A 21,906-nucleotide genomic window follows, 5' to 3' on the forward strand; every position below is an offset into this window, starting at 1 on the left:
TCCATAATATTTTTAAAATTAATTCATTTTCATATTTTTCAAACTAATCTTCATCCACACTGTAAATCGTTACATATTCTTCATAATTGTTTCTATCTTCTTCACTTAAACCAGAATCCGTAATAATTCCCTCTAATCTCGAAAGATCACAAACAAACGAAAAAGCTTTTTGATTGAATTTACTAGAATCTGCAAGTAACCACGTAGTTTCAGCAGCTTGAATCATTAGCTTTTTAATTAAAGATTTTTCAAAGGTCGGGGCTGTCACTCCTGACTCAATATCAACAGCATGGGCACCTAGAAAAAAAATATCCGCATGAATGTTTTTTAAAAGCTCTTGAGTAGGCCAACCATATAAGGTACCAACCCTATTTTGAAGCTCTCCTCCTGTCACTATTACCTTCAGCTTGCTTTCGGTTAATTCAGCTGCAATCTTGATATCGTTTGTAATGATAGTCAAGTCTTCCCTGCCTTTTAAAAGCTTCGCAACTTCCATCGTCGTAGTGCCCGAATCTAAAATAATATTTGCACTCTCTGGAATGAATTCAAGGGCTTTACGAGCAATTGCTTTCTTTTGCCTAATATTTTTCCCCTTCTTTGCTAAATATGGAGTTTCCTGAACTAAAGCTTTTGGATAAATGGCGCCTCCATGGGTTCTTACAATCTTCCCCTCTTCCTCCAACTTGGCTAAATCCCTTCGAATTGTCATAGTGGAAACATTTAATTGTTTTGCTAATTTCTCAATGTCAACTTTTCCTTGATTAATAATTTCCAATTCAATCCAACGGCGACGTTCATTTGGCAACATCATAACCTATCCTTTTATAATTTTTTGTTCATTTTTAACATCATTTGTATATAATTATGTTAATTTTGTTCAGTTTTGTCAATATTAAATTTTATATAAATTAAAATAATTTTACTATTCAGACTTACGCTAATGAATTTGAACGAAATCAACACAAAAATAGCGTTTTCTTTCTTAGAATCACCTTGTTCATACGGAAGAGGAAAATAAGCAAATACGATTTCCCTCCATGAACTGTTAAAGGATATCCCATACACATTTTTTCTGTTTTTTTAATCGCGAAGATTACGTTGGGAATCAGACAAAACACATGGTCATCCTCTTCTTCTGCATGTACCCGAGATGTGCTGTTTCACCTTCTCCATCCGTAATCCTGTTTGGGATGACTGGTGCTGGCAACATGGAGCCACTGTCCTTTCTCTTGAATTCAAAATCCAGTTTCATCCATATGAATAACTTTCGCCAATAGCAATTTGTCATAAATGACAGACTTCGCTTCCGCTTTTCTGCCGGTTGTTTTTCACCAAAGTCCTTCACTGATATGATATGCGATGTCCAAACAAATCATCCCCTAGAAGTAGCACATTGGTATGGGATGGAGGGTGTTTTCCCGTTGTAGGAGACATCCTCATCCCCTGTGTAGCTAGAATTTTGGCAACGCATCTACTGCATCGGTGAGATCACTGTGGCTGCTTTTTAAATAGCGTGATGTCGTGGCAATATTGCTATGACCGGCGAATTTCCGCACTTTCTCCATATCGTTGTTCGTCGCTTTTAACATTCACTTACAAAATGTATGCCCGAACACGTCAGAAGGGCGTTTTTTTATTTTCTAAATTTGTTAAGGATGGATGTTGACGTCCTTCTTTCAAATAACGAGCAGAAATGTTCAATATGAAATACAGACTAGACAATCATGCCCAGTTATTTATTATTTTTAATTCCTTTTATCCATTCTCGAAAAACATAAAGGCTATTATAATGATAATCATTATCAAAAAAGAGGTTTTTTATGGTAATTAAATTCTTACGGGAAATGTTTTTGCTTCTTATGTACTCTTAGTATTGCGATTGTATCTTGGCGGTCATGGCTGCAAGCTAGCTGGGGAAAATTGTTGGCGGCAATTTGATGCTACTGGATTTCTAAAAGGAGATTAGAAAAAGTATCTGGTGACCATCCGGCAGTTCAGCCTTGGTGGGCAGACTTTATTAGTGCTTTTGTATTACCTAATGTCGAGCTTTTTAATATACTTGTTCCTTGGGGAGAATTTTTCGTTGGTCTTGGACTTATTTTAGGTATTTTTACCACTTTTTCAGTTTTGATGGGGCTGGTTATAAATTTTTCCTATATGTTTTCAGGAACGACTAGCACAAACCTACAAATGGTTTTAATCGGAATGTTTATCATTGTTGCAGGCTTTCATGCTAGGAAAACTGGTTTAGACCGTTGGGTAATTCCATTTATAAAAAAAGAGGAACAAGGAAACTTCCCCCAAAGCGCTTAATATAGAATAGACAAAGACATCTATTAACAAAAGCACAAAATGAATAGGGGGTTCAGCTTGCCGACTTTGTCACAAGCTGAGAAGAATCAATGAGATCCTTTTGAGGAATTTTAAACCGGAGATTTTTTGAAAAAATAATCGTCCTTTACAATCCCAGCATCCATCAAAAATTCTTTAGAAACTAATGGAATCATTACTCCATTTAGAGCTGGCTGCAACTACATATTCTAGATTCATGGCTATTGTCATTCATTGGCTTATTTTAAGTCGAACTTCCCTGCAAACGACAACGTTGCCAAACTTGTCACTTAACGTTTACGGCAAGAGATGCAATGAAGAACAGTAAGCCCGTCTAATTTAAGAAAGTCGAAACATTCCTATTAACAAGTTCATGCCTTTGACACTACTACCGCCTATCCATGCTGAAAAAGTTGATAAAATCAAAACTGATACAAGTAAACCTAACCATGCAGCAATCATTTACGAAGCAATCGATTCATGCGTCCTTAGAATTCTTTTAAATGACCCCAGAACTGAAAGGAAACGTTTTTACTCCGAAGATCTTACTCGAGAAGAAGGGGGAGGGCCATCCCCCGACCTCTCATGCCACTTGGCATGCTAATCCGTACTAGTTGGTTCTCCAAATTTCATTGCGATTAACAAAATACAAATCTGACCTTAGTGCAAGTGCTTGGACCGTTGGAACACCTTGGACTTGCAAAGTTATTGAAAGCGCTATCATTATATTGCAAATTTAGAAGGACAGATCTGTTGCCTAAACTTATTGATTTAGCTGCTTACTTAAAATTTCCTTTTGTTTCTGGAATGATGAAGCTTCCCAACAAATATAAGAGGAAAAGAGCAATGAAGAAATACGCCAAGGACGATGGAATATCCGACGTTTGACTGCTGACCATTGTTACGAAAGTTGGCATCATCCCACCTATGGCAAAACCCATATTCCAGGACAGTCCAGTACCTGTCGAACGAATAGACGTTGGAAAACGTTCATTTAAAAAGATCAGTACGGGAGCATATGAGCCATTCCCTAAAAACGCTAACCCCATTGCATAGAGCGTAATCAGCGTCAGATCGTGGGCGCCTGCTAGTTCTGCATACAAGTACGGAAGAGCAAACAGATTTACGATACCTAATAAAATGAACGTTTTCTTTCTGCCAATAATGGTGCTCAAATGACCGAGAACGACCGCAGCAATCATGGCAGAAATACTGCTTACCATAAGAATCATAGAGGATACTGTCTGCGGAATATTATTAATTACTTTCAAAAAGGTAGGCAGATATCCGCAAGTTAGATAATATGCTGATCCACCGCCGATCACAATCATTAAATTAATCAATAAAACCGACAAGTATTTAGTGAATACCATTTTTACCGGAGACTGCTGATGTTCCGGTTTCGTTTCTTGCTCCTTCTTGTGCTGCATCCATAACGGAGACTCCTCAAGCTTTTTGAATACGAACAGTCCGAGAACAGAGCTCAATATGCCGGTAAAGAACATGAACCGCCAGCCCCACTCGCTGAATTCCGGTCCGGAAAAAATGTTGGATAAGACGAAATAGACAATAGAAGCCAGCAATGCGCCAAGAGCAGCACCGCCCCCACCGACAAGGCCGGACATCAAGCCACGCCATTTCTCCGGAACGGATTCTGTACCAATCGTATGAGAAGAGGCAACGACTCCTCCGACAAATACGCCTTGGATTAAGCGAAGAACAATAAATATGATCGCTGCAACAGCACCGATTTGAGCTACCGTTGGCAGCGCTCCAAACAGGGCAGTAGAAATCCCTACACCTGACACAGCAACAACCATTGCCCGTTTCCTTCCGTTGCGATCAGCATAGGCACCAAAAAGCGCTGAGCCGAGCGGACGCATAAACAGTGTAACGGCAAAAGAAGCATACACAGCGGCCAATGAGAGTGTCGGCTTATCTGTCGGAAAAAACAGCTTTCCTAATTCAGGTGCAACATAGAGCAGAATAAAGAGATCATACAAATCCAACGACCATCCCAACAGGGACGCCATAACGGCTATTATCATTTGCTTTCTACTAATCGATGTGGCCAATGAAGAAGCTTGCTGAACAGTTGTCTCCATATTTGCACTCATACTGCCCCACCTTTCTTGTGTATATTTTTAAAATTTTCAGTTAATTTTAATTTCAACTTCAGGAAGCGGAGTAATTTCCGCCCCCTGAAATTTTTGGCTTATTTACCTTTAAAGTTCGGTTTTCTTTTTTCCACGAATGCCGCTACACCTTCCTTGAAATCCTCCGTTGTACGGAGCAAACCATATGCTTTTCCTTCGATTTCAAGACCTGCGCTAAGCGGTGTTTCATAAGCGGCATTCAGCACTTGTTTACATACTTTTAGCGCAAGTGGTGAAAATTTCATCAGTTCATCTGCAAGCGCATTAACTTCATTTTCAAGCTCTGCTTTTGGAACTACTTTTGTGATAAGCCCCCATTGATATGCTTCATCCGCTGGTATTCTTCTTGCCCTCATAATCATATCTTTCGCGCGGGTTAATCCAGCTATTTTGGCTACCCTCTGTGTTCCGCCACTTCCAGGAATCATACCAAGATTCATCTCTGGCAGCGCTAAGAGTGTATCATCAGCAGCGATACGGAAATCACAAGCCATCGCAATTTCAAGACCAACTCCAAATGTATAACCTTGTAATTGGGCAATTACCGGCTTTGGTGAACGCTCTGGCGCTGCAACATTTACAGCAAGATGTGAAAGTTCTTCCGGATGTACTTCCATAAATTCTGGAATATTTCCTCCCGCGCTAAATGCCTGAGTACCTTCTCCTTTAATGATGATGACACGAACATCATCGTCTTTGTTTAACTCATCAAAAATTTGCGAAAATTGCGATCGTGCAAGCATGCTGATATAGTTCATTTTTTCTGGACGGTCGAACACAATAGTAGCCGTCTTTTTCTCCCGATTTTTTTCCACGCGAATGTGATCGTATTGTTTTACTGCTTCCATCATTGGCTCTCCTTTCTTAATTTAATAAACTATTTTTTCGTTTTCATTTATATAAAGTTCAAATTCTCCATTTCTTATATTGCGACGGAGAATTTTCCCAACAGGGCTTTTTGGTATTTCTTTAATAAATACATATTTTCTCGGGCGCTTAAAATTGGAAAGCGTTGTATTGTTTTTGCAATAATGATCTAGTTCTTGGCATGTGAGCGATGGATCTTTCGGTACAACATAAGCGGCTACAATTTGCCCCCAGCGCTCATCTTCTTCACCGATGACAGCCACTTCCTGTACTTTCGGATGTTTTGCCAAAACATCTTCCACTTCAATCGGATGAATATTTTCTCCGCCGGAAATGATCATATCATCTACACGTCCAACAACATATAAATCTCCATCCTCATCTAACATGCCGAGGTCACCTGTGAAATACCAACCATCTCTAATCGCTTTTTTGGTAGCATCTGGCCGATTCCAATAACCTTTGAAGCTTTCAGGAGATTCAACATTGACAATGATTTCACCGATTTCCCCTTTTTCAACAATATCTTCCGGTGTTGATTGACCATTAGGGTCGGCTTTAACGAGGCGGATATTTTGATGCAATCCCGGTTTGCCTGCACATCCTGGTTTTTCCGCAACATTCGGATTGATCGTAAACGTGTAAATTTCTGTGCTCCCATAATGGTTAATAAAAACTTCCGGTTTCAGCATTTGCACGCACTTCTCCGCTAAAGCGGTTGTCATTGGTGCACCGGCATAGCCGATTTTCTTCAACTTGGACAAATCATAATTATGAAATTCTTCATGATTTAAAATGTCATGATATAATGTAGGCACTAAATAAAGCGAGGTGATTTCTTCGCGTTCCAATAATTCAAGCGCTTCTTTAGCATCAAAATCGGGCAAAATAACGTATTTACCGTTTAAAAACATGATCGATAAAAGGGAGCGCATCCCCATTGTATGATAGAGTGGCATCGTGCCCAATGTACTTTCTCCATCTTGATATCGGTTTTGAATAATATGGGCAAGCGCGGAACTGTATTCGTTTTTATGGGTTCGCGGAACCCCCTTTGGTTTTCCGGTTGTTCCAGATGTATAAAGCATGATAGCCACATCATCGTCATGGATCACTGGTTTTTCAAAACTTTCAGGGCTCCTGTCGACGAGCTCATTATAATAAATGTCAGCCCCTTCCACTTCTCCAACACCAATCAGGATCGGCTTTTGCTGAAAGTTCGCTTTCAAAACGGATTCCTGGCTGGCACTTTCGTATACAACAGCGGTCGCTTCTGCATCGTTTACACAGTATTCGACTTCTTTCACAGCCAACCGGAAATTGATCGGCGTGTACACGGCTCCAATTTTTTGGAGTGCCCAGTAAATGACCGTATTTTCAAGGCGATTTTTTAACAGAATCATTACGCGGTCATGTTGCTTAATGCCGATTCTTTGAAGCGATGCTGCTACTTTCGTTACTTCCTTATGAAACTGTCTGTACGTATACCTTCTGTCGCCTTCTACAACAGCGGCCCGGTTTGGAAAACGTTCGACAGCGAAATCAAACATCGTGACAAGATTCATTCCATCATCTCCTTTCCGCTTCGTAATGGTGATTGCTTTCATCAATTGTTTTTTGAATAGCCTTTATAATCCCTTCATAGCCTGTGCAACGGCATAAATGACCGGATAGCATTTCTTTTATTTCCTGAAGGGTTGGATGCGGATGTTTTTGCAAATAGTCGGCTGCTGACATTAGGATACCCGGTGTACAAAAACCGCACTGAAGGCCGTGACATTCAATGAAATTTCTTTGCAGCGGCGTCAGTTCACCATCTTTTGTCAAGCCTTCTACCGTTGTTATTTCCTGTCCGTCTACCTGTACCGCAAAGATAAGACAGCTCCTGACAGCCGAACCGTTTAAGTGGATCGTGCAAGCACCGCACACACCATGCTCACAGCCTACATGTGTGCCAGTGAGACCGCACTTTTCTCGCAAAAAATCGCTGAGCAACATTCTGGATTCGACTTGTTCTTGATATTTTTTTCCGTTTATTGTAACTTCAATTTCATGAACGCTCATTATTTTCACTCCTTGCTCGTTCGTAGGCTGTTTTTACTGTACGCACTGCCAATTTTTTCGCAAGGTGCCTTCTGTAGTCAGCGGTTGCGTGCAGATCTGATTCAGGATTTACAGCTTCATCAACGATATCGGCAATTTTATTTAGAAGCGGGGCAGACAAATACTCCCCTTCCATCAACTCGCTTGCCTCTGTAATCAATAATGGTACTGCATCAACGCCTCCCAAAACCAATCTAACTTTTGAAATGCGGTCCTGACTATCGACGGATAATTGACAGGCAGCGGCCACGAGAGCAAAATCACCGTGGCGTCGTGAAATTTCGTGAAATGAATATCCCGCTCTTCCTTCTGGCACTGGAATGTGAATTTCCACTAGCAGCTCATTCGGCATAATATCGGTTGTTAAATAAGTGACAAAAAAATCCTCCACGTTTACTTCCCGCACTTCCTCTTTAGAAGCAATATGAAGTGTTCCACCAAGCGCCATTAATGATAGAGGAATTTCGGCTGATGGATCAGCATGAACAAGACTTCCGCCAAATGTTCCACGATTTCTCGTCTGAACGTGACCGATATACGGAACAGCTTCACTTAGAAGCCCTAGATGTTGACGTACTGCATCTGACATTTCAATTTCAGTTTGTCTCGTCAACGCGCCGATTTTCATTTTGCTACCATCAAACTCAATAAATTGCAAATCCTTTAAATGGTTAATATCAATTAAGTATTCAGGTGTCGACAGTCTCATATTCATAATTGGCACGAGGCTTTGACCTCCGGCAATTATTTTGCCATCAAATCCTATTTCTTCTAAAAGCGAAAGTGCTTCATCTACTGTTTTTGGGCAATAATAGTCAAATTTTGCCGGTTTCACGAACCTCCCTCCTTTCTGTCCCCATCTACTTAGGCGGATTGTTCACTTTTAGCCAGTTCTTTATTAAATTTTTTAAAGAAATCCTGAATGATCAACTTAGCAACACCGTTTAACATTCTTTGGCCGACCATCGCCACTTTACCGCCAACTTCTGCATCATACGTATACTGCAACTCCGTAGTATTTTCATCAATCGGAATGAGGTCCACCACCCCAGTCGCTTCGACACTGCCGGGGCCTCCTTCCCCTTTTACAATAAGCTTGTAATGGTTCGGCTTTTGAATATCAGCAATCTCAATGGTCGATTCATATTTTCCTTTAACAGCTGCAATTCCGATAGACAACACCGCTTCATATTTGTTCTCTCCAACCGTCTCCAGCTTCGTACACCCCATAATACAGTTTTTTAATGCTTGTGGATTAAGTAACACATCCCACGCTTTTTCGATTCCTGCATTCAATGCTACTTTTCCGCTTCCGTTCATGCTAACTCCTCCTGTTTTATGGAATGATGAATAAGATTCCATATTTTATTAGGTGTTATAGGCAGTGAATCAATGGTCACGCCGTAAGGTTTCAAAGCATCGTTGACTGCGTTAGCAATGACAACAGGTGCACTCATTGAGTTTCCTTCTCCAAGGCCTTTCGCACCAAGCGGTGTAATTGGCGAAGGTGTCTCAATATGTTTGATAGTCACTCTCGGTATTTCTGTTGCTGTAGGACATAAATAATCCATAAATGATCCAGTTAAAAACTGGCCTTTATCATCGTAGACGAGCTCTTCATACATGGCCCCACCAAGCCCATGCACAAGGCCTCCTAAAATTTGCCCGTTGGCAATAAGTGGATTTAGCAATTTACCAGCATCATGGACAGTGTAATAATCAAGAATATGGATTTCTCCTGTTTCCGGATCGATTTCCACCGTCACTAAATCCGCTACAAAACCATACGTAATCGACGAGTTAATAAGGTCATTATCATCCGGCGGCTCTGCTTGAGCTGTGTAATAAGCTGTTTCATAAATGCCTGGCTCCATTCCTTTCGGCAACGAAAGCGGATTCCAATGTGCTGATCCTGCCACTCGTTTAATGGATATGGATTTAGATGGATCCGTTTTTGAAATAATTTGACCATTTTTTATTGTTAAATCATTTTCGTCAATCTGTAAAAAGTGTGCTGCAATTTTAATGAGCTTGCGCTTTACTTTTTGCGCTGCGTAGTAAACGGCACTGGAGCCGAGTGACGCAAAACGGCTTGAATAACTTCCAGATGCGATGGACCATGCGCTTGTAGCCGTATCGAGTTCAGCAACAACGTTAATTTTGTCATGTGGAATGCCTAGTATTTCTGAAACGATTTGGCTTGCGACAGTTTCATGCCCTTGGCCGGTAGGAGTGGTGCTGATGCGGACATTTACATTTCCCATCGGATCGATCGAAATCGTCGCCGCTTCTGTACAGCCCGATTTTGGTAATCCCGCTTTCCTTTCTTCTGGAGTCAAGGCAATCGTAATGTACCCCATATTGGAACCAGATGGTTCAACGATGACCGCTAATCCAACGCCAAGCAATTTTCCTTTCTTTCGCGCTTCCGCTTGTTTTTTGCGAAATTCTTCGTATTTCCCAATTTTTAATAATAGGTCAAACGCTTTTTCATAATCGCCGCTATCATACACTCCGCCAGACGCTGTTTTGTAAGGGAACTGTTCTTTTTTAATTAAATTCCGTCTAATTACATCAGCCGGGTCCATTTCTAATTCATCAGCAATCATTTGCATGATCCGTTCAAGAGGAAAATACGTTTCCTGGCCGCCGTATCCTCGGATGAGACCAGTTGGCAATTTATTCGTCATTACTGCATAAGCATCAATCATTAAGTTTGGAATGTCATAGGCACCTGTTGTGTTTGCGTGGTTCCGATATAGACAAGCAGGTTCCGGCGCCCGGATGTACGCACCGACATTGTCTATCATTTTCATTTTTAAGCCGAGCACTTTTCCGTCATTTTTCACTGCCGCTTCAATATACGTCACGCGATCGGTACAACTTGAACTGGCTGCCAAGTGTTCCTGCCGATCTTCTATCCATTTCACCGGACATCCTACGAGACGACTGACCACCGAGCAAAGTACGATGTAAGGAAATATACCTGCTTTAATTCCATAGCTACCGCCGATATCTTTCGGAATGATGATCCGCAACCGGTTGCTTGGCACTTTCAGCGCACCAGCCATAATCGAATGGAGAACAAACGGACCGTGGAAATTTGCATGAACCGTGTAACTATCCGTGCTTTCCTCATATTGCGCAATAACACCGTATGTTTCGACTGGCGTCGCGGAATATTTCGGAAAATGAAAGCGGTGTTTTATAATTCTGTCCGCTTGCTGAAATGCCTTATCAACATCCCCGTAGTGAAACGTTCGGTGATTGGCGATGTTCGAGCCGACATTTTCATGTAAAATAGACGCTCCTTCTTCGAGTGCGCGCTCAATGTCTACAACCGGTTCGAGCGTTTCATATTTCACCTTAATTTTTTCTAGAGCATCCTCCGCAATATAGCGGTTTTTTGCTACTACAACCGCTACCGGCTCGCCAACGTAACGCACTTTATCAATAGCAATTGGATAGTATTGGACAGGCGCACTTACTCCAACACTGAAAGGATTTACCAATGGTTGAACATCTTTACCTGTGACTACGCCTTTCACTCCCGGAATCTCTAATGCTTCAGAATAATCAATGGAGACGATCTTTGCGTGAGGATAAGGACTTCTTAAAATCGCCACATGAGCTGTATTAGGCGGTGTTCCGATATCATCAATGTATTTTCCCTGCCCGGTCAGCAGCCTTTTATCTTCTACACGTGTCACTCTTTTGCCAATCACTTTGCCCATTTAACTTTACCTCCTTCCGAAGAAGCTGCTCATAGTCTTCCGGCGTATCGATATCACCAGGAAATGGTTTATCGATTCTTGCAAAACATATCTTATTTGCGAACGTTTTTAAAACGGATCTCGCACCTTCATCCCCTGTTACATTGAAAAGATGCGGAAACATCGAGCAATCAAACAGAACAGGATGCCCTCTTTTCGATTGATAGCTTGCTTGAACAATGGGAGCCCCCTCATTCGATTCATAACATCCGATAACCGCATCGATATCATCTGATGAGACAAGCGGCTGGTCACCGAGCAATACAACGGCAGCAGCAGCCGTTGAAGGTAGATTCATCAATCCCGCTTTTAACGATGTTGACATTCCTTGTCCTGCTTGTTCATTCAAAACCAGTTTGCTCACGCACGACCTAGAAACTTCATTTCTAAGCTCGGCAATCTCGGGGTTGACTACGACAACCACACCGCTTAAACGTGACTTCACACTTTCATCAATTACATGCCGGATAATGGATTTACCTTTGTACGGAAGAAGCAGCTTGGGTTTTCCCATGCGCTTTGAAAAACCTGAGGCTAAAATAATTCCCCATATGTTCTTTCCCATCTAAATAAACTGGCACCTCCTTCATACAGAGTGCGCCATAGATGACAGTTGCGACAGCTTCTTTCCAGTTCCCCCTCTATATACCATCATGATTTCAGCCAAAATACTGAGAGCGATTTCTTCTGGCGTTTTGGCTCCGATATCGAGTCCAATCGGACTGTGGATGCGACGGGTGTTTTCATTGGTTATGAGGATGTTGCTTGTCGCAATCAATCTATCCGTTCTTTTTCTCGGTCCTAATAGTCCGATGTAAGCCGCATCTGAATTTAAAATAGATTCTAAAATTTCCCTATCATTCAAGAAATTATGTGTCATTATGACAACATATGAATTTTCATGAAGTGAAACGTTTGGTACACTGCCGGCAGGATATACATGAATGAAATCGGCTTCTTGAAAATTCTGTTCATTGCAATAAGATGGGCGATAATCGAGCACAGTAACTAGCCAATTCAAATTTTTCGCCATTTTGACTAGTGGAATGGCATCGGGGCCTGCGCCGAAAACGACAAGATGAGGCGGCGGACTTGTTGATTCATAATACACATACAAATCTTGCTCGCCGCCTAAATACACCATTTCATTTTTCAAATTCTTTCTTCTCATCATATAATCGTCAGCAATCTCATAAATAGAGATAGGTAGGTCATTATTGTCAAAAGCATCATCAATAACCCACATTTTCCCTTGCAGCGATTCGTCTTTCGCTTTCACAATAGTGACAGTGTGCAACGTTTTCTGCAGGGAGTCTGAAAAGTAACGATCAATCATTGCTGCCTTTTCAGGTTGTTTAGCAGGAAGATATGGCTGTAAAAAAATATTCATTTTTCCGTTGCAACCAACCCCAAGTCCCCAAACGATGTCATCGTCTCCGTAAAAATCGTAATGGATGACTGCCGGTTTTCCAGTTTCAAGAACTTTCATGGCATGTTCAATAACATCTGATTCAACGCATCCGCCACTTAAAAGCCCAGTGAGCTTCCGGTCTTCGGAAATAAAGCATTTTGCTCCCGTTTTTTGATAAGTAGAGCCTTCTGTCGAAATGATCGTTCCCAGTACACCTGAAAGCCCTTCCTTTTTGCAACGTTTCAATTCTTTATTTATCGCAATCACGGCTTCACCCCCCTTTCCTGAAAATAGAATTGATCCCGATATTCGCTCGGCGTTTTTCCCACAATTTTTTTGAAGGTGGTCGCAAAGTAGCTAGGATTAGAAAATCCCGTATTATGTGCGATGATTTCAATCGGCAGACTGGAAAATCGAAGTAAACTTTTCGCTTTCTGCACTCTGACAAACGTCAAATATTCCACAAACGTCATACCGACTTCTTCTTTAAATAATCGGCTGAAATAGGATGGACTTAAATATACCTGATCTGCTACCTCTTTTAGCGTAAGAGAGTACCCATAGTTCATCTGAATAAACTGAATAGCACTTTCAATCGGATTTTTTAAATCTGAAGAAAATGTACTATTCCCATTGATAGTTTGATTAATCTCTCGGCTAAGTCCTTTAGGCAAAATCCGCTCCAGCGTTTCATACAATTCGTTTTTAGAAAGCGGTTTCAACAAATATGCCGAAAAACCTGAATTAATCGCTTTCTGCACAAACTCAAACATTTTCAACTGCGTCACAACAATAACCGGCAAGTCCGAATACAATTGTAACGCTGATCTTCCGAATTTAATTCCATCCATATCCGGTAACGTGATATCCAAAATTAGCATGCTCGGACGATTTTGTTTCAGAAGGATCATGCCTCTTTGAGCTGTATTTGCCTCGTAAATGGTGAGAAAACGAAATTTGCTTTCCTCGATGAATGTCCTAAGTTCCTTTCTTGCATATTTGTCATCATCAACAATTAATATTTCAGCCAATTGCTACCCTCCTTGGTTATTATGATAGACAATAATATCTTTCAATTGTTTTAAAATTTCACTTTTTTATTTTTAATTTTTTATCTTTAGAATTTTCTCATAAATAAAAACCAGCATTTGAGTACAGATAACAAATGCTGGCTAGTCAGCCTCCTATATGACATTTCGATTCCGCTTTACCATACCAATATATTCCATCCATTCATTAGAATAACGTCCTCCTTGTTTTTTAAAATTAGCGGATTGACATTTCCGCTTTTTTTCTGCTTTTCCCCAAACGAATTAGATCCTGTAAGTCACTGTATATAAAGTTTATGCCCTGATTTCTTCCTCCTAACCGGATGTCCTTTGACTGAACCATTTTTATTTCACGCAAATTTACATTAACTCCGAACTTTATTCATAAAATGAAGATAGAAGTTTTTATTTTATAAAAAAGGAGATGATTTTTTGTATCCTAACTATTTGTATCGAGTTAATCCATGGACACAAATTTTAATTTTGTTACAGCACAGTTTATACGCCGAAGAAATGGTATGTGCCATGAGCAGTCAGCTTTTTCATATTCCAAAAACGAAAGATTTAAAAGGTAATAGTGAGATGCATAACCATCTAGTTCCTGCTTCTTATCATCGTGTCACGGCAGTGGGTTCAGCTCAAAGGCTATCAAATGGTGAGCAACAACAATCCATTGTAAAAACCATGACCGCCTGTATCATTAATGCAGAAAATCAGGATAAAAAAGTTCGTGAAGGATTAAAAATAATGGAGGAAAATGCTACTCCAGATTTCAAACCTTTCATCAAACTGATCATCCAATGGCAAAACCAAGCAGAATCTTATTTATCTCAAACGAAAGCAGCATTAAAATCGATGGGAGTCTCGTTCCCTACTGGAAGTGAGCAGTAAAGCAGGGAATTACAATGATGTTTATTAATAATACATTTAACAGGTTGGCGCTCTAATCCAACCATTTTGTTTTGGATTTTCTTCTTCAACTGCACTTTCCGTTGCATTAACAAACAAATTCATACCTTGATCCTTTTTATAGAATGACATAATTGCTGTCGAGTGAATTGATGGGCGATTTTGGAGGCAAATTTGCCAAACCGTTTATCCATCATCTTACCAAAAGAAAAAGAAAGCAATCCGAAATTGGATTACTTTCTTTTCCAAACAACCATGATAAGAAACCTATGCCTCTTTTTCTCCCTCTAATTAAATATAATACTACAGTAATATTTTATATGGATTTTCCAGATAATTTTTAATAGTGGTAAGAAATTGACTAGCCGGTGCACCGTCGATCACTTGATGATCAAACGTTAAACTTAACGGTAAAATTTTCCTTTTATGAATAGCATCTCCTATAAAGACTGGAACATCTGCGGCCGTTCCGACTCCAAGGATTCCTACCTCCGGCGGATTTAACACTGGCGTAAAAAATTCAACACCATATGCACCGAGACTTGTGATCGTAAAAGTGGAGCCTTTCATTTCCTCACTGCTTAATTTTCCTTCCCTTGCCCGTACGCTCAATTCCTTTATTTTTTTCGAAATTTCTTTTAAAGAAAGTTTCTCGGCATAAGGGATGACCGGAACGACCAGACCGTTCTCCAATGCGACTGCAATTCCTAAATGCACGGAATCATACGTATGGATATGCCCATTTTGATAAAGGCTGTTCATCCGTTTATGAATACATAATGCTAAAATCGTTGCCCGAGCGATAAAATCGGTGATCGTAAGTTTTATATCAGGTTCGTCTTGTAGTTCTTCCCTTAGTTTTTCTTGTAATTCAAGCAATTCCGTCACATCCGCTTTCATATGAATCGTTAGCTGAGCCGTTTGTTGCAAGCTTGCAAACATTCTTGTCGCAATTACTTTTCGCATCCCCGTCACCGGTTTTACCGTAACGTCTTTTCGTTCTGCTGTTATCTCGGTTGTTTCTGCGATCGTTTGCTTCTCATGCACCCGTTGCAAAGATGCTTGTTTTAGTTGGATGGCTTTTTCTACATCTGCTTTGGTTATTCGTCCCTTTGGCCCCGAACCTTTAATATGGCTTAAATCGATTCCAGCTTCACGGGCTAATTTTCTAGCAGCAGGAGAAACGCGCAACATATGTCTAGACGTTCTGTTTGGCTCGATGGTTCCAACAGATGCAGCTACTTCTTGCATTGCTTGCTTTGGTGTTTCTTGTGGCGTTTCATTGGACTGATCATCTGGTTTTTCTCCTTCTTGGCCAATGTAGCCAATTACTTTCCCTACTTCCACCGTTTCATCTTGTTCGACAAGGATATCTAATAACACTCCATCTTGCGGCGCTTCGATATCTGTCTCAATCTTATCGGAGCTAATGACAGCGATCGATTCTCCTTTTTTCACTTTATCTCCTTTTTTCTTTAACCACTCTACCACCGTTCCTTCTTTCATACTCATTCCTAGCTTTGGCATGAAAATTCCAACCGCCATTCCCATCTCTCCCCTTTTTCGATTGGTACAAGGAACGCGTGTTGCTAGATAAGCCACAGTAAAATTACTTTTAGCAACACGCTTGAATGGATTAAACTGCTATAATCGTTTCATCCCCTATTATTTCAGCTACTGCCTGAAGTACTTTTTCCGGAGTTGGCAAGTAAAGATCTTCTAATGTTGGTGAAAATGGAACCGGACAGTGCGGAGCAGTAATCATCTTAATCGGAGCATCTAAATAATCAAACCCTTTATCTGCGACAAGCGCAGAGATATCTGTCGCTACACTGCATCTCGGATTTGCTTCATCAATCACAATTAACCGGCCTGTCTTCGCCACAGAAGATAAAATCGTTTCTTCATCCAGCGGGGACAACGTTCTTGGATCAATGACCTCTGTTTCCATTCCTCTTGTTTTTAACATATCCGCTGCCTTTAGAGCCGTATGCACTTGTTTTCCTATCGCCACAATGGTCAAATCATTGCCTTCTCTTTTAATATCTGCTTTTCCGAGAGGGATGGTATAAAATCCTTCTTCTACTTCTCCTTTCATGTTATAAAGCGTTTTATCTTCAAAAAAGATGACTGGATCATCATCAAAAATAGAGGCGAGTAAAAGCCCTTTCGCATCGGACGGGGTAGAAGGAACAACGACTTTTAACCCTGGTATATGGGTGAAAAGCGCGTATAGGCTTTGCGAATGCTGCGCAGCCGCGCGAAATCCAGCTCCGTGCATCGTTCGTATAGTTAAAGGCACCTTCGCCTTTCCGCCGAACATATAGCGAAGTTTTGCTGCTTGGTTCATTACTTCGTCTAAGCAGCTGCCGATAAAATCATTAAACATCAATTCTGCAATCGGTCTTAACCCCGTTGCCGCTGCTGTAACCGCCGCCCCAATGTATCCAGCTTCCGCAATCGGCGTATCTAATACTCTTTCTCTTCCAAACTCTTGGACGAGGCCTTTTGTGACGCCCATTACTCCTCCCCAAGCTTCATCATCCTGCAAATGATCAACGGCTGCACCGCCGGCTACGTCTTCCCCCAACAAAATAACATTTTCATCTTTGCGCATCGCGAGCTTCATCGCTTCATTAATTGCTTGTGAGAAAGAAATGGTTCTTGTCATAATGGCTTTTACCTCCTAACTTTTATGATTAATAGGATACATAAACATCTTTTAACAGCTCTTCTTCCGTTGGGAATGGACTTTTTTCTGCAAAATCGACTGCCTTTTCGATGGCTTCCCCTACCGCTTGTTCTATTTCCGATAGTTCTTGTTCTGATAACAACTGATTGGAAAGAATATAGTTGCGAAATCTTGCGATGGCATCTAACTCTTTTAAATGTTTTTCTTTTTCTTCGGCTGATTTATACGTTTGTGCATCCCCTTCAAAGTGCCCATAATTTCGATAGGTCTTACATTCGATTAAAGTTGGTCCTTCCCCGTTGCGAGCACGCGTTATTGCTCTTTCTGCCGCCTCGTATACGGCAATTACATCTTTGCCATCAACCATCTCTCCCGGAATGTTATAAGCGGCTGCCCGGTCGGCAATGTTTTTGCAGCTTGATGCATATTCGAAAGGAGTTGCCTCAGCATACCCATTGTTTTCCGCGACAAAAACAACTGGCAATTTCCAAATAGCCGCAAGATTAATTCCTTCATGGAATGTACCGTGGTTATTCGCGCCATCGCCAAAGAAACAAACGGCAACAGCACCCGTTTTCTTCAATTTCGCCGTCAAGCCAGCTCCAACAGCTAAAGGAAAACCGCCGCCGACTATTCCGTTAGCGCCAAGCATTCCCTTTTCCACATCGGCAATATGCATGGATCCCCCTTTTCCTTTGCATAATCCTGTTGCTTTTCCATAAATCTCCGCCATCATCCCGTCCAAGTCACAGCCCTTTGCAATACAGTGGCCGTGTCCGCGGTGCGTACTTGTAATATAGTCTTTTTCATTCAAATGAGCACAAACCCCTACCGCCACTGCTTCTTCACCAGCATATAAATGAACAAATCCTGGCAAAATACCTTTGCTGAAGATTTCATGAACTTTGTCCTCAAACTGACGAATTTCACACATTTTCTGATACATCCATTTTGCTTTTTCTTTCATAAGACTCTTGGATTCCCGTTTTGTCACTGTCATGCTTTCCTCTTCCTCCTTTACGAGTGTTATAAATGATAATAAAACCTTTTCACTTTCAAACTATGCAAGTAATATGCCAACAAAAAAGCGCTTACAAAAATGTTATTGTAAGCGGTTTCAATAAAATACATTCGGATTAATCTCATTTTTTCTCATTCTTTCTCATTTTGTCTCATATTAAATGATACTTCTTTAATTTCCGGTAAAATGTACTGCGGGGAATATTCAACTCAGCTGCTGCTCTGGCAATATCGCCGTTTGTTTTTTCTAGCATCTCCATAATATGATTTTTTTCAATCTGTTCCCGATAGGATAAAGTTTCTTGATCTGGCTTCCTATTTTCTCCCCGACTTTCCCATCCAATGAACATCGATTTGAGCTCAGGAATAGAAGGAATATGATCTCCATATTCAATTCGAACTCGTTCTAATACGTTAAATAATTCGCGAATATTTCCTGGCCAATGGTACGCCATCAATAGTTGAATCACTTCATCAGGAAAGGAAACAGACCAATTGTTTTTTTGACAATAATGCCGAATCAAAAATGGTATATCTTCTTTCCTTTCTCTTAACGCCGGAACTTTGATCGGATATACATAAATGCGGTAAAATAAATCTTCCCTTAGCTTCCCTTCTCTTACTAATTGATACAAATCGCAGTGTGTCGCTGTTATTACTCTTACGTCAATAGGAATTGGTTTTGTTCCGCCAATAGGAACGACTTCCCTCTCCTGCAAAACCCTTAAAAGCGCTATTTGCATTTCCAAAGGGATCTCGCCAATTTCATCGAGAAAAATCGTTCCACCGTTTGCTTGAACGAATTTTCCTTTATGTCCTGTACGTTTTGCTCCCGTAAATGCACCTTCTTCATAACCCAACAATTCGCTGCCAATTAATTCCTTTGGTATTGCGCCACAATTAATCGCAACAAACGGCCCGTTTTTTCTTCTGCTGTTTTGATGAATCGCGCGAGCAATTAATTCCTTCCCTGTTCCCGTTTCTCCGGTTATATGAACAGTGGCATCTGTTTTTGCCACCTTTTCACAACTCTTTATTACATTTGCAAATGCTATGCTCTTGCCTATCACTCCCGCAAAATGAAAAGTTGTTGAAACAAATTTGAAATCATTGTTTTTTGTCTTCTGAAGAGTAACTCGATAACCAATAATATCGTGATGAATAGAAGAATAAATCGGCGTTTTTGATTTTATCACCCAATGATCGCCACAAACATTTTCCAATGATTGACCAAGCATGTTTGAAAAGGAAGAACGCAAACAACGATTCACCCATACAATATTTCCTTTATTATTGCATATAACGACGGGGAAATCGGGATTTTCTATATTATAAGTATACTTAAACAACTCTAATTCATCTTCTTTCGCTTGCATGTGGAATCGTTGTTCGATGGTATATGCTGCAGCAACAACAGTGGCTAAGACATGGTCATGAAACGGATAATGATTGATGGGGTACGAAACGTCGATAATTCCGACAAGTTCTTTCTTTTCATCATAAATAGGGGTTGCGGAACAAACCCATTGATGAGAAGCGACGGAATAATGTTCTAATCCTGCGATCGTAATAGGCTCGCGAATTCTTAAGGACGTGCCAATCGCATTTGTGCCAACCTCATCTTCTGTCCACTTTACTCCTTCCACAAATTTTATTGCTTCCGCCATTTGCATTGTTTGTTCATTTCCTTTTGCATATAAAACATAACCTTCTTGATCGACAAGTAGAAAAATAGACTTGGTTTCTTGAAAATATTTTTGCAACTTTTCTAAAATCGGTACGGCAATATGAAGCAATCTTTGGTTCCGTTTTTTCCTTTCCGCGAGCAATTGTGACTCTAAAATAACCTTTCCTTTTCCGTCATACGGGTCCACATTTTGCTGGCGGCAGAGATACCATGATTCCGCGATCTTTTTATCCATTCTTGCACGATCCAATGTGCCCTCACGCACAAAGCGCTGCCAAACTGCTCGTCTAGATGGATCTACGATATCCATATATCCATCCCCCCAACAACTTAATCGCCTCAGATAATACTTACATTCGCTTTTCCATAAAAAATTCCTCTTGAAAACAACTTGTTTTCAAGAGGAATCCTACCATTATGGCAAATTCGTTGTGCCCATGAGGAAACGATCGACTTCTCTTGCCGCTTCCCGGCCTTCGTGGATCGCCCAGACGATTAAACTTTGGCCGCGGCGGGCGTCTCCAGCTGCAAATACTCCTTCGACGTTTGTCGTGTATTTGCCGTACGGCGCTTTGACTTTGTTGTTGACTGTTTCGACGCCGAATTGCTGCAAAATCGGCTGTTCCGGTCCTTCAAAACCGATGGCGATAAAGACTAGATCGCACGGCCAAACTTGTTCAGTGCCCGGAATTTCTTTAAACACCGCTTTCCCGTTTTCGTCGATGATTTTTTCCATTTGGATCGTATGGAGTTCTTTGACTCGCCCGTGTTCGTCGCCGACGATTTTTTTTGTCTGAATGCAATATTGCCGCGGATCGGCGCCGAATTTTGCTTTCGCTTCTTCATAGGCGTAATCAAGTGTAAATACAAGCGGATATTGCGGCCACGGGTTATCTTCCCGGCGTTCGTGCGGCAGAGCCGGGTGCTTGCCGAACTGCACGACGCTTTTGCACCCTTGCCGCAAAGCAGTCGCGACGCAGTCCGCCCCTGTATCGCCGCCGCCGATCACGATGACGCGTTTGTCTTTCGCATCAATGAAGTTGCCGTTGGCAAAATTCGAGTCAAGCAAGCTTTTCGTTACACCTGTTAAATAATCCATCGCAAAATGAACGCCCTTAAGTTCTCTTCCTTCAATCGCAAGGTCACGATGCTTCTGCGCGCCGATGCATAATACGACGGCATCATATCGGGAACGCAGCTCTTCAGCGGTAATGTCTTTTCCGACTTCCGTATTGGTGACAAACATAATCCCTTCTTGTTCTAAAAGCCGCACTCTCCGCTCGACAACTTCTTTTTCCAATTTCATATTTGGAATGCCATACATTAATAACCCGCCGACGCGGTCGGCCCGCTCGTATACCGTCACCGAATGGCCCGCTTGATTAAGCTGGTCGGCGCAGGCGAGACCGGCAGGGCCGGACCCGACGATTGCTACTTTTTTCCCTGTTCGTTTTTGCGGAATTCGCGGCTGAATCCAGCCTTCGGCAAATCCTTTATCAATAATCGCCCGCTCGATGCCTTTGATGGCAACAGCTGGGTCGGAAATCGCCACCGTACAGGAACCTTCGCATGGCGCCGGGCAGACCCGTCCGGTGAATTCCGGGAAGTTGTTCGTTTTCAGCAGCCGCTCGAGCGCCTCTTTCCATCGGCCCCGATAGACTAAATCGTTCCATTCCGGGATTAAATTATGGATCGGGCAGCCCGATGTTAAACCGTTTAGCTCCAGTCCCATATGGCAAAACGGAGTTCCACAGTCCATGCAGCGGGCTCCTTGTCTTGCAAGTACTTCGTCAGAAAACGGAAACGTATATTCTTTCCAATCCTCCAGGCGAGAAAGCGGGTCACGTTTTGTTTCTTCTTCGCGCGTATATTCCATAAATCCGGTGATTTTCCCCATTGTCTCACCCT

General features: G+C 41.5%; 17 protein-coding genes and 2 pseudogenes. 2 read left to right on the forward strand and 17 right to left on the reverse strand.

The features are described from left to right. Window positions 1-43: 43 nt before the first annotated feature. Together MWM02_RS12080 and MWM02_RS12085 are read right to left on the reverse strand one after the other, a co-directional pair. Complete coding sequence (locus MWM02_RS12080) at window positions 44-808, reverse strand: DeoR/GlpR family DNA-binding transcription regulator (RefSeq protein ID WP_244402120.1); 765 nt, start codon at window positions 806-808, stop codon at window positions 44-46. A 643-nt stretch (window positions 809-1,451) separates the two neighbouring features. Continuing rightward, window positions 1,452-1,613, reverse strand: a pseudogene (locus tag MWM02_RS12085) (tyrosine-type recombinase/integrase); the annotation flags it as partial. A gap of 207 nt (window positions 1,614-1,820) precedes the next feature. Between MWM02_RS12085 and MWM02_RS12090 the strand changes: the two are divergent. Further along, window positions 1,821-2,313 (forward strand): annotated as a pseudogene (locus MWM02_RS12090) (DoxX family membrane protein). A 797-nt stretch (window positions 2,314-3,110) separates the two neighbouring features. Here MWM02_RS12090 and MWM02_RS12095 read toward each other — a convergent pair. From MWM02_RS12095 to MWM02_RS12140, 10 genes are all read right to left on the reverse strand, one after another. Next, window positions 3,111-4,448: an MFS transporter gene (locus MWM02_RS12095; RefSeq protein ID WP_244402121.1), complete on the reverse strand. Its 1,338-nt coding sequence runs from the start codon at window positions 4,446-4,448 to the stop codon at window positions 3,111-3,113. A 98-nt stretch (window positions 4,449-4,546) separates the two neighbouring features. Further along, window positions 4,547-5,335, reverse strand: coding sequence for an enoyl-CoA hydratase/isomerase family protein (locus tag MWM02_RS12100; RefSeq protein ID WP_064550835.1), 789 nt, complete (start codon window positions 5,333-5,335; stop codon window positions 4,547-4,549). Between the two features lie 21 nt (window positions 5,336-5,356). Then, the gene (locus tag MWM02_RS12105; RefSeq protein ID WP_244402122.1) at window positions 5,357-6,919 is read right to left on the reverse strand and encodes a class I adenylate-forming enzyme family protein; all 1,563 of its coding nucleotides are present in this window, start codon (window positions 6,917-6,919) and stop codon (window positions 5,357-5,359) included. Window positions 6,920-6,923: 4 nt separating this feature from the next. Then, window positions 6,924-7,418 carry a (2Fe-2S)-binding protein gene (locus tag MWM02_RS12110; RefSeq protein ID WP_064550837.1) on the reverse strand — a complete coding sequence of 165 codons (495 nt, stop codon included), beginning with the start codon at window positions 7,416-7,418 and terminating at the stop codon, window positions 6,924-6,926. Beyond that, window positions 7,405-8,292: an FAD binding domain-containing protein gene (locus MWM02_RS12115; protein WP_244402123.1), complete on the reverse strand. Its 888-nt coding sequence runs from the start codon at window positions 8,290-8,292 to the stop codon at window positions 7,405-7,407. Before MWM02_RS12115 ends, MWM02_RS12110 begins: the two co-directional genes overlap by 14 nt. A 29-nt stretch (window positions 8,293-8,321) precedes the next feature. Beyond that, window positions 8,322-8,777, reverse strand: a complete 456-nt coding sequence (locus MWM02_RS12120) for an SRPBCC family protein (protein WP_081260224.1) — start codon at window positions 8,775-8,777, stop codon at window positions 8,322-8,324. Continuing rightward, entirely contained in the window at window positions 8,774-11,191 is a 2,418-nt protein-coding gene (locus tag MWM02_RS12125) for a xanthine dehydrogenase family protein molybdopterin-binding subunit (protein WP_244402124.1), read from the reverse strand. Before MWM02_RS12125 ends, MWM02_RS12120 begins: the two co-directional genes overlap by 4 nt. Further along, entirely contained in the window at window positions 11,148-11,795 is a 648-nt protein-coding gene (locus MWM02_RS12130) for a nucleotidyltransferase family protein (protein WP_064550840.1), read from the reverse strand. The genes MWM02_RS12125 and MWM02_RS12130 overlap by 44 nt, the downstream gene beginning before the upstream one ends. 21 nt (window positions 11,796-11,816) lie before the next feature. Next, on the reverse strand, window positions 11,817-12,908 hold the full coding sequence (locus tag MWM02_RS12135) for an XdhC family protein (protein WP_244402125.1): 1,092 nt from the start codon (window positions 12,906-12,908) through the stop codon (window positions 11,817-11,819). Beyond that, window positions 12,905-13,672 carry a response regulator transcription factor gene (locus MWM02_RS12140; protein ID WP_064550842.1) on the reverse strand — a complete coding sequence of 256 codons (768 nt, stop codon included), beginning with the start codon at window positions 13,670-13,672 and terminating at the stop codon, window positions 12,905-12,907. Before MWM02_RS12140 ends, MWM02_RS12135 begins: the two co-directional genes overlap by 4 nt. Before the next feature lie 450 nt (window positions 13,673-14,122). Here MWM02_RS12140 and MWM02_RS12145 point away from each other — a divergent pair, with 450 nt between their 5' ends. Next, window positions 14,123-14,581, forward strand: coding sequence for a hypothetical protein (locus MWM02_RS12145; RefSeq protein ID WP_064550843.1), 459 nt, complete (start codon window positions 14,123-14,125; stop codon window positions 14,579-14,581). A gap of 321 nt (window positions 14,582-14,902) precedes the next feature. Here MWM02_RS12145 and MWM02_RS12150 read toward each other — a convergent pair whose 3' ends face one another. The 5 genes from MWM02_RS12150 to MWM02_RS12170 form a co-directional block, all read right to left on the reverse strand. Then, the gene (locus tag MWM02_RS12150; RefSeq protein WP_244402126.1) at window positions 14,903-16,144 is read right to left on the reverse strand and encodes a dihydrolipoamide acetyltransferase family protein; all 1,242 of its coding nucleotides are present in this window, start codon (window positions 16,142-16,144) and stop codon (window positions 14,903-14,905) included. 91 nt (window positions 16,145-16,235) lie between these two features. After that, complete coding sequence (locus MWM02_RS12155) at window positions 16,236-17,270, reverse strand: alpha-ketoacid dehydrogenase subunit beta (RefSeq protein ID WP_064550845.1); 1,035 nt, start codon at window positions 17,268-17,270, stop codon at window positions 16,236-16,238. Between the two features lie 28 nt (window positions 17,271-17,298). Then, the gene (locus MWM02_RS12160) at window positions 17,299-18,291 is read right to left on the reverse strand and encodes a thiamine pyrophosphate-dependent dehydrogenase E1 component subunit alpha (RefSeq protein WP_064550846.1); all 993 of its coding nucleotides are present in this window, start codon (window positions 18,289-18,291) and stop codon (window positions 17,299-17,301) included. A gap of 172 nt (window positions 18,292-18,463) precedes the next feature. Next, the gene (locus tag MWM02_RS12165) at window positions 18,464-20,308 is read right to left on the reverse strand and encodes a sigma-54-dependent Fis family transcriptional regulator (RefSeq protein WP_064550847.1); all 1,845 of its coding nucleotides are present in this window, start codon (window positions 20,306-20,308) and stop codon (window positions 18,464-18,466) included. 105 nt (window positions 20,309-20,413) lie between these two features. Then, entirely contained in the window at window positions 20,414-21,895 is a 1,482-nt protein-coding gene (locus tag MWM02_RS12170) for a glutamate synthase subunit beta (protein WP_244402127.1), read from the reverse strand. Between the last annotated feature and the right edge of the window lie 11 nt (window positions 21,896-21,906).

The sequence above is a fragment of the Parageobacillus sp. KH3-4 genome, from assembly GCF_022846435.1.
Taxonomy (GTDB): Bacteria; Bacillota; Bacilli; order Bacillales; family Anoxybacillaceae; genus Parageobacillus; species Parageobacillus thermoglucosidasius_A.